This window comes from Phytopseudomonas flavescens (assembly GCF_900100535.1).
GTDB lineage: Bacteria > Pseudomonadota > Gammaproteobacteria > Pseudomonadales > Pseudomonadaceae > Aquipseudomonas > Aquipseudomonas flavescens.
In genome coordinates, this window is sequence record NZ_FNDG01000004.1 from 200,467 (window position 1) to 214,595 (window position 14,129).

The window sequence follows — 14,129 nt, forward strand, 5'->3', positions numbered from 1 at the left end:
GAAAATAGTGCATCTGCGTGGCGTTGGCAAGAGGCCTTGCTGGTTGTCGGAAATCAGATGGGGTTGCACCGCAGCGAGGCGATCGAGAGGTGGTCGCTTGCGCGGGGCTGGCGGTGGTCGCCGTTCGCCGCCTCAGCGGGTACTCGCGCGGTCGATCAGGCGATAGCCGATATCGCGGTACAGCGCCGTGTCGCCCTTGCCGAGCAGGCGTTCGAGCAGGGCGGCGGCTGCCGCATCGCCCATGGCCTTGCCGTCGATCTTGACCGTGGACAGAGCAGGGTGGGTATGCGCGGCGAAGCCCATGTCGCCGAAGCCCATCACGGCAATCTGCTCCGGCACGCTGATACCCTGGGCCAGGGCCTCGGTGAGCACGCCGTGAGCCAGGGTGTCGGAGCTGCAGACGATCATCCGCGGCGGCCGGCTCTGCAGCAGCAGGTGACGCAGTCCGATACGGCCGTGTTCCAGCGACGGAACGCCCTGGAACCGCTCGCCCGGCACGTCGCCGATACCCTGGGCGCGCAGCTCGTCGAGGAAGGCGCTGATCCGCCGCTGGCCGCGCGGGTCGTCGACCGCCAGGGTGGCGAAGTCGGTGTAACCCTTGGCCAACAGGTGCCGGGCCACATCCCGGCCGATGGCCTCATGGGAAAAGCCTACCAGCATGTCGATGGGGTCGTTGCTCAGGTCCCAGGTTTCCACCACGGGAATGCCCACGGCGCGCAGCCGGTGGCGGCTGGCCTCGGTGTGCAGGGTGCCGGTGAGGATGATGCCGTCCGGTCGGCGGCTGAGAATCACTTCGAGCAGTTCCTGCTCGTGATCGGGCTGGTAGCCGGACATGCCGAGCAGCACCTGATAGCCGGATTTGCTCAGGCGATCGGCGATGGCCTGGAAGGTATCGGAGAAGATCGGGTTGGTGAGGATCGGCACGATCACCGCTACCAGATGGCTACGGTTGCTGGCCAGGGCACCGGCGACCAGGTTGCGCACGTAACCGGTCGCTTCGATGGCCTTGCGTACCTTGAGCAGGGTCGATTTCTTGACGTGATCGGGGTTGTTGAGGGCACGTGACACTGTCATCGGTGCCACCCCCGCTGCCTTGGCCACATCGATCAGGGTCACCCTGTTGGTCGACCGGCCACTGTTCACTGCTCCCTTGCCCGCCATAGCACGCCCACGTTGATTGACGCGGGCATCCTAACAGCGCAGGTGCACCCGGGTCATGCCGCGATTGCCTCCGGCCCCGCCCCTGCCGACCGTCAGCGCCGGGCAATGTACCGGTGGTTGAGGAACCTGCCTGGCTCGGCGCGGTCTTTCAGCAGTCGGCCAAACCGGGCGAAAGGCATGGCGTTGCGCCAGTTACACGGCCTTTCCCAGCCCCATAACAATTCGCCTGGCCGACGTTAGCGCGCTACGTCGCATTGTGTTCCACCGCCGAGTGAAGATCGTTTTTATGTCCCTAGCCCGCCCTTTTCGCCTTTCCTTTTCCCAGCCGCAGATTCGTGCGCTCGGGGCTTCACTGCTAGCCGGCCTGCTGCTGGTCGCTGCACCGGTTCATGCCCAGCAGGCCAGCGACGCTGTGCGCTGGGTCAGCGACAGCCTGACCACCTACGTGCGCAGCGGCCCGACGGATGGCTACCGGATCGTCGGGACGCTGAGTTCCGGGATGCGCGTGCAACTGCTGCGCACCCAGGGCGATTACAGCCAGGTGCGTGGCGAGAATGGCGATGCCGTGTGGATCGCCAATCGCGACTTGCAGGAAGTCCCCGGCCAGGCCGAGCGGCTGCCGCAACTGGAACAGAAGGTGACCGAACTGAGCACCGAGCTTTCGGGTATCAACGATACCTGGAAGACCCGCGTACAAGGCATGCAGGAGACCCTTGATTCACGCAAGGCGCTGATCGACGAACTCGAAGCCAGCCGCAGCGCCCTGGATATCGAATTGAATCAGGCCCGTTCGCAATTGCGCGAGGCCCAGGCCCAATTGGGCAGCGAGCAGAAGCAGGTGCTGATGCGCTACATGGTCTACGGCGGCAGCATCGCCGGTGCCGGCCTGCTGGCCGGGCTGATCCTGCCGACCATGTTCCGGATACGCCGCAAGCGCAACGATCAGTGGGTATGAACCGGTAGCTGCAGCCCGCCCCGGTATCGCGGCGCTCAAGCCCGCCTGCGGACAGGTCGCTCCGTCAGTGCAGGTCTGCCGCCACCGCCGCCCGAATGGCTTCGAGCAGCATCATGCAGGCCGGGTTGTCGTTGTTGCTGCGCCAGGTCAGGTGCAGCTCGCTCTGAATGCCGTCGCCCAGGTCGATCTCGCGAAAGGTCACGTCCTTGAACACCACATTGGTGGCGCAGCGCGGTACCAGGGCCAGGCCCATGCCGGCGTTGACCAGCGCCAGAATGGTCAGCGACGACCCCAGCCACTGCACGTATTCCGGCGCCACGCCGGCCGAGCGGAACATGCCGGTGAGCAGTTCGTTGAAGGGTGGGTAGGCGGCATGGGAATACATCAGAAAGGGGGCGCCATCGAGGTCCTCGACCCTGACGCGGCCAGCGTTGGCCAGTGGATGCTGGCTCGGGATGGCCAGCACAAAAGGCTCACGTACCAGGCACTCGTTTTCGTAACCCGCTTGCAGCAATGGCTGGCGCACGATGCCCAGGTCGATACGACGGGTGCGTAGTGCTTCGTGCTGCTGGTGGGTGTTCATCTCGCTCAGGGAGATTTTCACCTGGGGCTGATTGAGCCGCGCCTCGGCGATCACTCGGGGCAGGAATTCATACACCGCGCTGCCGACGAAGCTAACGCTCACCGAACCGATGTCGCCTGCCGCGAAGCGCCGTGCCGAGGCGGCTGCCTGATGGGCGCGTTCCAGCAAGTGCTGGGCTTCGATGAAAAACGCCCGGCCGGCAGCGGTGAGCGCGACGCTGCGCGTGCTGCGGGTGAACAGCTCGACGCCGAGGCTGTGCTCGAGCAGCTGGATCTGCCGACTCAGCGGTGGCTGGGTCATGTTCAGCCGTTCGGCAGCGCGGCGAAAGTTGAGTTCGGTGGCCACGGTGGTGAAGCAGCGCAGTTGAGCGAGTTCGAACATTGATCTAATCCGGGTATCAATCCAATACCAATCTAGATTAGACGGGATCAATACCCGCGTACATGATCGGCGTATCCCACAAAAACAATGATCGGGAGTCGCCCTACGTGAATAACGTTCAGAGTTCAGCCGACCCGCAGGTTGTCGCCCGCGCGGTCTCGAAAGTGAAACGCCATGTCCTGCCGCTGTTCGTGGTCATGTTCATCGTCAACTACATCGACCGGGTGAACATCGGCTTCGTGCGCAGCCACCTGGAAACCGATCTGGGTATCGGTGCCGCGGCCTACGGGCTGGGTGCCGGCCTGTTCTTCATCGGCTACGCATTGTTCGAGGTGCCCTCGAACATGCTCCTGCAGCGTTACGGCGCCAAGGTCTGGTTGACCCGCATCATGTTCACCTGGGGTGTCGTCGCCACCGCGATGGCCTTCGTGCCCAACGAAACCTGGTTCTACATCCTGCGTTTCCTGCTCGGCGTCGCCGAGGCCGGTTTCTTCCCCGGCGTGGTGTACTACTTCACCAAGTGGCTGCCCGCCGGTGAGCGTGGCAAGGCCATGGCCATCTTCCTCAGCGGCTCGGCCATCGCGTCGATCATCTCCGGCCCGCTGTCCGGCCTGCTCCTGCAAATCGATGGCCTGGGTATGAAAGGCTGGCAGTGGATGTTCTTCATCGAGGGCATGTTCTCGGTGCTGCTCTGCGCTGTCGTCTGGTTCTGGCTGGATTCGCTGCCCAAGGACGCCAAATGGCTGACCGGCGAGGAGAGCCAGGCGCTCACCGACTGCATCGACGAAGAACAGCGGCAACGCCAGTTGGCGGCGGGGGAGACCGGCGCGGTCAGGCACTCGGCGTTCAAGCTGCTGCGCGATCCACAGATCATGCTGTTCTGCTTCCTGTACTTCTCCATCTCGCTGACCATCTATGGCTGCACCTTCTGGCTGCCGAGCATCATCCGCTCCATGGGCGGGCTGGATGACCTGCAGGTCGGCCTGTTCAACTCGGTGCCGTGGATCATCTCGGTAGCCGCCATGTACGCCTTCGCCAGCCTGGCCGCGCGCTACAAGTGGCAACAGGCCTGGGCCTCGGCAGCCTTCGTGATCGCCGCGTTCGGGCTGTTCATGTCCACCACCGGGGGACCGATCTTCTCCTTCATCGCCATCTGCTTCGCGGCCATCGGCTTCAAGGCGGCATCCTCGCTGTTCTGGCCGATTCCCCAGGCGTACCTGGATGCGCGCATCGCCGCGGCGGTGATCGCCCTGATCAACTCGGTGGGCAGCCTGGGCGGCTTCGTGGCGCCCGCTACCTTCGGTTACCTCGAAGAGCACACCGGCTCCATCGAAGGCGGCCTGATCGGTCTGGCCGTGGTCTCGCTGATCGCCGGCATCCTGGTGTTCATGACCAAGACCAGCAAGGGCGCCAAAGGCAAGGACAATGGAGTGAGTCCCAAACCAGCTGCATCGCCAGCCTGAGAACCTACTCACGAGCTCGTGAGCAGGTTCTGAGCAACGTCCAGGCGCCGGCACCATCGGCGCAGTAATCCTGCAAGATTCAAGGAGTTCCAATCATGAGGATCAAACACGTACGGGTAACGCCGATCGCGTTCCGTGACGCGCCCCTGCTCAACGCCAGTGGCATCCACGAACCCTACGCCTTGCGTTCGATCATCGAAGTGGAAAGTGACAACGGCTACATCGGACTCGGTGAAAGCTACGGCGATGCGCCGGTGCTCAGCGTGTTGCAGGCCATGCAGGCGTCGCTGGTGGGGCTCGATCCCTTCGACCTCAATGGCTTGCGTGCCCGTGTGGTGAAGACCGTCGCTGCGCTGCAGCCTGGTACTGCCGGTGCCGAACTGGCGCCCGGTTCGCACCCGAGCAAGCAGGTGGCGAACGCCTACTCGGCCTTCGAGGTGGCCTTTCTCGATCTGCAGGCCCGTTCGCTGGGCATGCCTCTGGTCGATCTGCTGGGTGGCGCGGTGCGCGACCAGGTGCCGTTCAGCGCCTACCTGTTCCTCAAGTACGCCGAACATCTGGGCTCGCCCTACAAGCCAGATCGCTGGGGGGAGGGCATCAGCCCCGAGCAGATCGTTGCCCAGGCACGCACCATGATCGAAGAGAACGGCTTCAAGAGCATCAAGCTCAAGGCCGGTACCTTGCTCGGCCCGGAACACGAGGTCGCCTGCATCAAGGCGCTGCGGCAGGCCTTCCCCGACACGCCACTGCGCATCGACCCCAACGGCAACTGGTCGGTGGAAACCTCGCTGCGCATGGCCGAGCTGATGGGCGATGACCTGCAGTATTACGAAGACCCTTGCCCTGGACTGGAAGGCATGGCCGAGGTGCACAAGCGCACCGGCATTCCCCTGGCGACCAATATGGTGGTCACCGATTTCGACGAGTTCCGCCGCAGCGTGGCGCTCAACAGCGTGCAGATCGTGCTCGCCGATCACCACTATTGGGGCGGCCTGCGTGATACGCAGATCCTCGCCCGCATGTGCGACACCTTCGGTCTGGGCGTGTCCATGCACTCCAACTCGCACCTGGGGATCAGCCTGATGGCCATGACCCACGTGGCCGCCGCCGTACCGAACCTGTCCTACGCCTGCGATACCCATTACCCCTGGCAGGAGCGGGATGAGGAAGTGATCAAGGGCGGCAAGCTGCCGATCGTCGATGGCTGCGTGAAGGTCACCCGCTCACCCGGCCTGGGCGTCGAGCTGGATTACGATCAACTGGCCAAGCTCAATGACCAGTACCTGACCTGCGGCATTCGTTCGCGCAACGACGTGACCCAGATGCAGAAGTACGATCCCGACTGGCGAGCCCTCAAGCCACGGTTCTGAACCCTGGCGCGTCGAGACGGCCGGGCCAGGTCATCGGGTCCGGTTCATCAAGGCCGAGCCCAGGTGTGCAACAGATGCTTCGCCTCGGCGCTGCCAATCACCTGGGCGTACTCATCCTGCAGATTGGCCAATGCCATGGCATGCACCTCTTCGGCGCTGCGCATCACCCCGTTGTAATCGGCTTTTGCGAAGGCAAAGCAGGCATCCGCCACGACATGGGTGGCGAAGCCGAGATTGCCAGCCGAGCGTGCCGTGCCTTCGACCGAGTTGTTGGTACTCACTCCGACGATCACCAGTGATTCGATACCTCGGACCCGCAGCCAGCGCTCCAGACCGGAGTTGATGAAAGCATCGGGTACGTTCTTCTCGACCACGTGCTCTTCAGGCAATGGCTGCAATGGTTGTTGAAACTCGACACCGAATTGCCCGGGCGCGAATGCCGAGCCGGGCGACCTGGAGATATGACGCACGTGCACGCAAGGAGCATGGGCCTGTCGCCAGGCCTGCAGGAGCTCGGCGATTCGGCTGGGCGCGTCGGGGTTGTTGCGCTCCCCGGCAGCCGCCTCGAGCATGCCGCGTTGCATATCGATGATCAGCAAAGTCGGTAGGGGCATGGACAGGTCCTCGATGTTGAGTGGCGGATTGGCGCCGTGCGGGCAGACCTTGCATGACGGCCAGGATGGACGCCCTCAGGACATTGCATCTTGCACGACCAAATCATGGGTGCCGTGCAGGATGCATAGTTCAATTATTTTTGAAATAAAAATAATCCTTATAAATCAGTTAGTTGTTTTTTATCGGAAGCTGGCATGCACCCTGCAACATTCCCTCCGACGAAGGAACACCAAACAAGAGGGTACGAGCCATGCAATACGCCATCCAGCAGCTGATCGAAAATCTCCCGGACCATGTAGTCGATTTCAAGAAGCGCCCCGATGGGATGTTGCTGATGACGTTGCGCAAGGACGATGAGGTGGTATTCGTGAAGGCCATCGACCGCCAGACCGTGTTTTGCGAAACCCGTGTAAAGGCTCTGCTGCACGAAATCATGCGTGACAGCAAGCTGACCAGCGGTGAAATCAACTGGAAAGGCCAGGGCGCCCAGTGGATCGACCGCACGCTGCCGACCTTCACTGGTGCTCCGATCAATCCGACCGCCGCCAAGATGATGTGGGCCCGCCGCGCCCGTGACGGCGGCTATCGCGCCATCGCCTGAGAGCTGCAAGGCGCCCCGAAGAACCCCGCCTAGGCGGGGTTTTTTGTGTCTGGCGCTTGCGCACACTCTTGGCCTGGCCTGGCCTGGCCTGCGCCCAGTCCGGGCTGGGCGTCGGCGCTTTGCGTTTCAACCGGCCAATACGCTGTCCACCAGTGCCTTGGCTTCTTGCTGGATACGCTGCAGGTGCGTATCTCCCTCGAAACTCTCGGCGTAGATCTTGTACACATCCTCGGTTCCGGATGGGCGAGCGGCGAACCAGCCGCTGTCGGTGACGACCTTGAGTCCACCGATGGCCGCGCCGTTGCCTGGCGCTTCGGTGAGAATGGCGGTGATCGGCTGCCCGGCCAGCTCGCTGGCGGTCACCTGAGAGGCGGACAGCTTGCCGAGGCGGGCCTTCTGTTCGCGGTCGGCGGGGGCGTCGATACGTTGGTAGACGGGGGCGCCGAAACGCTCGGTCAACGCCTGATAGCGTTCGCCAGGGTCCTTGCCCGTCACCGCGGTGATCTCCGCCGCCAGCAGGCCGAGAATGATGCCGTCCTTGTCGGTGGACCAGGCGCTGCCGTCCTTGCGCAGGAACGAAGCGCCCGCGGACTCCTCGCCACCGAAGCCGAAGCGGCCGTCGACCAGGCCATCGACGAACCACTTGAAGCCCACGGGTACCTCGACCACCTGACGGCCGATGCCCTTGGCGACACGGTCGATCATCGACGAGGACACCAGGGTCTTGCCGATGGCGGCCTGGGCAGACCATTGCGGGCGGTGGGTGAACAGGTACTCGATGGCCACGGCCAGGTAATGGTTGGGATTGAGCAGCCCTGTCGAGCGGGCGACGATGCCGTGGCGGTCGTGGTCGGTGTCGCAGGCGAAGGACACGTCGAAGCGATCCTTGCTCTCGATCAGGCCGGCCATGGCGTGGGGCGAGCTGCAATCTATGCGGATCTTGCCGTCCCAGTCGACGCGCATGAAGCGGAAGGTCGGATCGATGCGCGTCGATAGCACCTCGAGCGGCAGGCGGAAACGCTCGGCGATGCGTGTCCAGTAATGGACGCCGGCGCCGCCCAGCGGATCGACCGCGAAGGTGAAGCCCGCGCCGCGAATCGCCTGCAGATCGAGCACCTGTTCGAGGTCGCCAACGTAATGCTCGATGAAGTCGTAACGCTGGGTGGTCGGTGCTTTCAGGGCGCTGGCGTAGTCGATGCGCTGCACGCCCTTGAGGCCAGCCACGAGCAGTTGGTTGGCGCGCTCCTGAATCCACTTGGTGACACCGGTATCGGCCGGGCCGCCGTTCGTGGCGTTGTACTTGAAGCCGCCGTCGGCGGGCGGATTGTGCGAGGGGGTGATGACGATGCCGTCGGCCAGGCCGCTGCTGCGCTCGCGGTTGTAGTCGAGGATCGCCTTGGAGATCGCCGGAGTCGGCGTGTAACCGGGCTCGCCAGCGGTTTCGCTGCAACCGGCATCGATGCGGGTTTCGACGCCGTTGGCGGCGAGCACTTCGAGGGCCGACACGAAGGCGGGCTCGGACAGCGCATGGGTGTCCATGCCGATGAACAGCGGGCCGTCGATGCCCTGGCCGCGGCGGTAGTCGCAGATCGCCTGGGTCACGGCAAGGATGTGCCATTCGTTGAAGCTGTTCTTCAACGACGAACCGCGGTGGCCCGAGGTGCCGAACGACACCTGCTGCGCCGGATCGCTCGGATCCGGCCGCTCGCTGTAATAGCGGGCAATCAGGCGCGGCAGGTTGGTCAGGCTGTGCTCGTCGGGCAGGCGTCCTGCGTTGCGGTCGATGCTCATCAGGGGTTCCTTTAAACAGAGGTAGGGCTGGCATCAGGCTCGCTGCGCGTTGGCTGTACGCCGCCGGCGAAGGGCTGAGGCGAGCAGGGTTCCGCCGTTCGACACTGCGACAGGGGGCTGGAGTTCCCCTGTTCGCGGTGGCTGATGCGATAAGGTCGTATTGCGAGGCGGCCATGGGACTACGGGCCGGTGTGCGATTGTTTTAACATTCGGTTACATTTCGTCGGAAGCTTGCTGCCGATAGATTTTGTTCATGTGCAGTTTGATATCATTTTGCTATTGTCGATTCATGGTCCTCGGTTTCATGCGCAGGGCCTGATTTGCTGGGCTGACAGGGAAGCGTTGGTGACTGCTTTTCCACTCGGTGCCGCTGCCATGTCTATGCGCAACTTCAATATCGCCCCCCGTGCTGCTTTCTGTTTCACGCTGATCACGCTGCTGGTCATCGTCCTTGGAGTCTTTTCACTCTTCAAGCTGAGTGACCTCTACAAGGCCGAGCAGGACATCGAATCGAACTGGATGGCGAGCATCCAGGCGACCGGAGAGATGCAGAAGGATCTGCTCAACATCCGCCTGGAAACCCTGCGCCTGCTCGCCGCCGGCGAGACCGCCACACAGGCTGTCGACGACAGTGCGGTGCAGAGCTATCGCGCTTCGCTGCAACGGGTGATCGATCGCTATGAAGCCGGCTTCATCTCCGCGGGGGCCGAGCGCGATATCTTCAACCATGTGCGCACCAGTGCCCAGGCCTATCTGGCGGGGCAGCAGCAGATCATGGAGCAACTGCGTCAGCACCAATTCGCGCAGGCGCTGAGCCTGGCCAACGGGCAGGTGCGTGAGGACGGTACCCAGTTGCAGCAGCATCTGGATCAGCTGATCGCCTTCAACATGGAGGGTGCCAAGCAGGCCGGCATCGCCGCCAACGACACTTACGGGCATGGCCGTACCGGGGTCGTGGTGACCATTTCGGTGGCCGTGCTGCTGACCCTGCTGCTGGCGACGCTGCTCACGCGCTCCATCGTCAGGCCGCTCAGCGAGGCGCTGCTCGGCGCTGAAACCATCGCCGCAGGCGACCTCACCCGCGCGATCCAGGTCAGCGGCAAGGACGAGGCCGGCCGCTTGCTGGCCGCCCAGGCGCTGATGCAGCGGAACCTCAACCAGGCGATCCGGCAGATCAGCGACTCCTCGACGCAACTGGCTTCGGCGGCCGAAGAGATGGCGGCGGTCACCGAGGAAAGTACCCGCGGCCTGCAGAGCCAGAATGCCGAGATCGATCAGGCCGCCACCGCCGTGACGGAGATGAGCGCGGCGGTCGAAGAGGTCTCGCGCAATGCCAGCCAGGCGTCGGACGCCGCCCGTGACTCGACCCTGTCGGCCAATGCCGGTAACCAGCACGTGTCGCGTACCGTCTCCGCCATCCGGCAACTGTCGGGCAATGTCATGGACGCCTCCGAACAGGTTCAGGGCCTGGCGACTCAGGCGCGGGACATCAGCAAGGTACTGGACGTGATCCGCAACGTGGCCGAGCAGACCAACCTGCTCGCGCTCAACGCGGCGATCGAGGCGGCCCGCGCCGGCGAGCATGGCCGGGGCTTCGCCGTGGTGGCGGACGAAGTACGCGGCCTGGCGCATCGCACATCGGCCTCTACCCGCGAAATCGAACAGATGATCGCCGCGATTCAGGACGGCACCGAGAAGGCGGTACAGGCCATGCGTAACAGCAGCAACGAGGCCACCAGCACCTTGCAGGTGGCCGACGAGGCGGGGCGTTCCCTGGAAGCGATCGTCGAGGCCATCGGCCAGATCAACGAGCGTAACCTGCAGATCGCCACCGCTTCCGAAGAACAGTCGCATGTCGCCCGTGAAGTCGATCGCAACCTGGTGAGCATCCGTGACCTGTCGATCCAGAGTGCCTCGGGTGCCAACCAGACGGCCACGGCGTGCAGCGAGCTGGCGCGCCTGGCCATGGACCTCAATGGGCTGGTGGGGCGCTTCAGGGTCTGATCGGCGGCGCGCTGTCGTAGGTGGTGATGTTCAGCATGGCCAAGTGGGCGTGCGCATCGATATGATGCCCGGCATGATTTCATCACCGCCCACCCGTCAAGCCTGTCCGCCCGGTGCCTGCGACTGCGAGCGGGAGCTGTTGCGCGAGTCCTGCGCAGCCGATCAGCGCATTCTGCTGCTGACCCGTGCGGAGGAAAGGCGCCTGCTCGAGCGCCTGGAAAACCTCGCCAGCCTGGAGGACCTGGAGCGGCTGCAGGCGCGGCTGTTCGAGCAACTGGGCATCCGTGTGCGGATTGCGCCGGGTTTCAACGAAGTGCGCAGCATGCGTGGCATCGCCATCCACATCGACGAGTTTCCCGGCCTCTGCCGCAAGACCCGCCAGGCCATTCCCGCCGCCATTCGCCGTGGCCTGGAGCGGCGCCCGGAAATCGCCTACGCACTGCTCAACGCCCACGACCTGTTTCGCGATCTGTAGGGTCTGTTGACGTTTCAGCTCGAGCCGTTACTGCGAGAAACCTCGCGAGGCCCGGCCTCGTCGGGAGGCCGAAGGTGGTAGCGACCGCCAAACAGGCGACACCCATCCCATGATCAACTCCGTGTGCTCATAGCGTTTTCCGGGATGCCGGCAACGACTGGTAGCGGTGTTCGAAGTCATTGGCGAGATCGGCCACGCTGATCGCGCCCAGGCGCTGCAGCAGCAACGCCTGGGCCTCGTCGAAGGCCTGGCTGAGGGCAGCGTTGACCGCCTGCTCGACCAGGCATTGAGGGTGGTCGGTGGCCAGGCCGATGCTGAAGATCGATTGCGCCCCCAGGGCCTGGTGGATGTCCAGCAGGGTGATCTGCTGCAGCGGCTTGGCCAGTGCCCAGCCACCGTTGTGGCCTTTGTCCGAGGTCACGTAACCCTTTTCGCGCAGCAGGCCCATGGTGCGACGTACCACCACGGGATTGGTCTCGAGCATCCTGGCGATGGTTTCCGACGTGGTGCGCTGCTGGTGGCGATCCATATGGATCAGCACGTGCAGCATGCGCGAGAGGCGGGTGTCGTTCCTCATCGGATTCTCCTGGTCGGGGCGGTGGCCCGTTACGTAATGAACCATGTTACGAGTATTGACCCGAATCCTTCATGTAACTCATGATGTTTCATGATGGCCGCGGGCGAGCCGAGGCCGATACACGGGAGTTGTTTCATGAGCCATGACGTGATCATTGTCGGAGGTAGTTACGCTGGAATGTCTGCCGGCTTGCAACTGGTCAGGGCGCGTCGCCGCGTACTGGTGATCGACGCCGGCAAGCGACGTAATCGCTTTGCCGAACATTCCCATGGCTTTCTCGGCCAGGACGGTCGGCCACCGGCGGATATCGCTGCCGATGCGCGCGCGGAGTTCATGGATTACCCGACTGCCGACTGGCTGAGCGACAGTGCCACCAGCGTGCAGCGCGAAGGCGAGGGCTTCGTGGTCGGCGTTCGAAGTGGCGTGCAGTTGCAGGCTCGCCGCCTGATTCTCGCCGGTGGTGTGCGTGATGAACTGCCGGCCATCCCGGGTCTTGCCGAGCGCTGGGGGCGCAGCATCTTTCATTGCCCGTATTGCCATGGTTACGAACTGGACCAGGGGCGCATCGGCGTGCTGGCTGCCTCCGAGCTGTCCATGCACCATGCCCTGATGCTGCCGGACTGGGGCCCTACCACGCTGTTCAGCAACGAGGCGTTCGTGCCGAGTGCCGAGCAAGTGGCCCAACTGGCCAATCGTGGCGTGGTCGTTGAGCCTGAAGCGGTGCGGGCCATCAGCGGTGAGCGGGCGAACGTGCACCTGAGGGACGGCCGCGAGATTGCGCTGGCTGGTTTGTTCGTGCTGACCCGCACGCACCTGGACAGCCCGCTGGTCGACCAGCTTGGCTGTCGGCTCATGGCCGGACACACCGGTTCTTACATACAGGTGTCGGACATCCAGGAAACCAGTGTGCCCGGCGTGTTCGCCTGCGGCGATGCGGCCCTGCCCGCAGGCTCGGTGGCCCTGGCGGTAGGCTTTGGCGCCCGAGCGGGGACGGCAGCCCACGCTTCGCTGATGTTGGGTGACAGGTGAGGCGTGATTCACCCTTGTCGCCGAGGGTCTGCAGGGTGCGAAACGATAACAGGCTGTTGAAAAACTACCTGCGTTGCCGCTGCTTCGTTAAAAACAGGCTGGATCGCCAGCCCGGTCAAATGCTCATTTACAGCACCTAAACTCCACTTTCTCGCCTGTTTTTGCGGGGCCACCACTGGCCTCGCATTGGCTGCCTCGCCTACGTTTTTCAACGGCTTGCCAACCCGTTGTCGGCCGCATGATGTGCCACCAAGCGGGCGCCTGTCGCGTGATGCATGTCCGCTGCCGGTGCTGTGGGAGCGTTACCCCCGGCGCGAATGCACGGGCGGTACCGATCATGCGGCAAGATCCGGCATCGGCGGTGCGCCGGTTTCCAACGATTGGGGCATGAGTACCCACCATGGCAGACGCGATGGCTTTGCAGGGGCTGTGCGAGCGTTCGACAACCAGGCGCAGATCAATGCAATCGGCGATTTCCCAGGGTAGAGTGGCAGCGCTCTGCTGGCGCTGCCGTGCTACCGCCAGATGTATCGTCCCATCCCATGCAGGTCATCGATGAGCCGTTTGCCGCCAACGCCGCTACCCCTTTTCCCTGATCGCCCCTGTTGCCTCGACCCTCTGCCTGCGCAGGCCGGCCGGTGATCCGCCCGCTGCTGGTGGTGCTGCTGGTTGTGGCTGCGGGCCTGGCCCATGCCGAGGTGGACGTCGCCACCGGCGAGGCGCTGTTCAAGCGCAACTGTGGCAACTGCCATAACGTCGGGCGCGGTGCGCGGGCTGCTTTCGGCCCCCAGCTCAATGGCATCGTCGGACGCACGGCCGGTTCGACCGCCGACTACCGCTATTCGCCGGCCATGAAAGGCGCCGCGTTGCAGTGGAATGCGCAAACCCTGGGTGCCTTCATCAAGGATCCCGATGCCGTGGTGCCGGGCAACAAGATGCGCTTCTGGGGGATCGGCGATCAGGACAAGATCGACAGCCTGCTGCTCTACCTGCAGGCACAACCGGCGCAGTGAGGCTGCAGCGCTCCCCGTCGGCAATGCCGGCTTGTCAGCCATCGCGGCATTCAGACTGAACGAAGCCCCGACCCTCCGGCTCTCAAACAGACGTGCAGGCCAACGGTCTGC

At 63.8% G+C, this 14,129-nt stretch carries 13 protein-coding genes; 8 read left to right on the plus strand and 5 right to left on the minus strand.

The window, feature by feature from the left end; all coding sequences use genetic code 11:
- Positions 1-132: 132 nt before the first annotated feature.
- Positions 133-1,161, minus strand: coding sequence for a LacI family DNA-binding transcriptional regulator (locus tag BLR94_RS07025; RefSeq protein ID WP_084304040.1), 1,029 nt, complete (start codon positions 1,159-1,161; stop codon positions 133-135).
- A 286-nt stretch (positions 1,162-1,447) separates the two neighbouring features.
- On the opposite strand from BLR94_RS07025, the gene BLR94_RS07030 reads away from it, so the two are divergent.
- Positions 1,448-2,116, plus strand: coding sequence for a TIGR04211 family SH3 domain-containing protein (locus BLR94_RS07030; protein WP_084304041.1), 669 nt, complete (start codon positions 1,448-1,450; stop codon positions 2,114-2,116).
- A 64-nt stretch (positions 2,117-2,180) separates the two neighbouring features.
- Here the strand turns inward: BLR94_RS07030 and BLR94_RS07035 are convergent, their stop codons facing one another.
- Positions 2,181-3,080 carry a LysR family transcriptional regulator gene (locus BLR94_RS07035; protein WP_084304042.1) on the minus strand — a complete coding sequence of 300 codons (900 nt, stop codon included), beginning with the start codon at positions 3,078-3,080 and terminating at the stop codon, positions 2,181-2,183.
- 107 nt (positions 3,081-3,187) lie between these two features.
- Here BLR94_RS07035 and BLR94_RS07040 point away from each other — a divergent pair, with 107 nt between their 5' ends.
- Both BLR94_RS07040 and BLR94_RS07045 read left to right on the plus strand, forming a co-directional pair.
- Complete coding sequence (locus tag BLR94_RS07040) at positions 3,188-4,543, plus strand: MFS transporter (RefSeq protein WP_090423672.1); 1,356 nt, start codon at positions 3,188-3,190, stop codon at positions 4,541-4,543.
- Positions 4,544-4,638: 95 nt separating this feature from the next.
- Positions 4,639-5,913, plus strand: a complete 1,275-nt coding sequence (locus tag BLR94_RS07045; protein ID WP_084304044.1) for a glucarate dehydratase family protein — start codon at positions 4,639-4,641, stop codon at positions 5,911-5,913.
- Positions 5,914-5,960: 47 nt separating this feature from the next.
- Here the strand turns inward: BLR94_RS07045 and BLR94_RS07050 are convergent, their stop codons facing one another.
- Entirely contained in the window at positions 5,961-6,527 is a 567-nt protein-coding gene (locus BLR94_RS07050) for a cysteine hydrolase family protein (protein ID WP_084304045.1), read from the minus strand.
- 251 nt (positions 6,528-6,778) lie between these two features.
- On the opposite strand from BLR94_RS07050, the gene BLR94_RS07055 reads away from it, so the two are divergent.
- Positions 6,779-7,129, plus strand: a complete 351-nt coding sequence (locus BLR94_RS07055; protein WP_084304046.1) for a DUF3509 domain-containing protein — start codon at positions 6,779-6,781, stop codon at positions 7,127-7,129.
- A gap of 126 nt (positions 7,130-7,255) precedes the next feature.
- On the opposite strand, the gene pgm is transcribed toward BLR94_RS07055, so the two are convergent.
- A complete protein-coding gene (gene pgm, locus BLR94_RS07060) occupies positions 7,256-8,920 on the minus strand; it encodes a phosphoglucomutase (alpha-D-glucose-1,6-bisphosphate-dependent) (RefSeq protein ID WP_084304047.1) in 1,665 nt (554 codons plus the stop codon).
- 375 nt (positions 8,921-9,295) lie between these two features.
- On the opposite strand from pgm, the gene BLR94_RS07065 reads away from it, so the two are divergent.
- Both BLR94_RS07065 and BLR94_RS07070 read left to right on the plus strand, forming a co-directional pair.
- The gene (locus tag BLR94_RS07065) at positions 9,296-10,924 is read left to right on the plus strand and encodes a methyl-accepting chemotaxis protein (RefSeq protein WP_084304185.1); all 1,629 of its coding nucleotides are present in this window, start codon (positions 9,296-9,298) and stop codon (positions 10,922-10,924) included.
- 73 nt (positions 10,925-10,997) lie between these two features.
- Entirely contained in the window at positions 10,998-11,399 is a 402-nt protein-coding gene (locus BLR94_RS07070) for a hypothetical protein (RefSeq protein WP_084304186.1), read from the plus strand.
- Between the two features lie 127 nt (positions 11,400-11,526).
- On the opposite strand, the gene BLR94_RS07075 is transcribed toward BLR94_RS07070, so the two are convergent.
- Positions 11,527-11,976 (minus strand): Rrf2 family transcriptional regulator, encoded by a 450-nt coding sequence (locus BLR94_RS07075; RefSeq protein ID WP_084304048.1) that lies wholly within the window; start codon positions 11,974-11,976, stop codon positions 11,527-11,529.
- 135 nt (positions 11,977-12,111) lie between these two features.
- Here BLR94_RS07075 and BLR94_RS07080 point away from each other — a divergent pair, with 135 nt between their 5' ends.
- Together BLR94_RS07080 and BLR94_RS07085 are read left to right on the plus strand one after the other, a co-directional pair.
- On the plus strand, positions 12,112-13,005 hold the full coding sequence (locus BLR94_RS07080) for an NAD(P)/FAD-dependent oxidoreductase (protein ID WP_084304049.1): 894 nt from the start codon (positions 12,112-12,114) through the stop codon (positions 13,003-13,005).
- A gap of 605 nt (positions 13,006-13,610) precedes the next feature.
- Positions 13,611-14,018 (plus strand): c-type cytochrome, encoded by a 408-nt coding sequence (locus BLR94_RS07085; RefSeq protein WP_244158108.1) that lies wholly within the window; start codon positions 13,611-13,613, stop codon positions 14,016-14,018.
- Positions 14,019-14,129 lie beyond the last annotated feature (111 nt).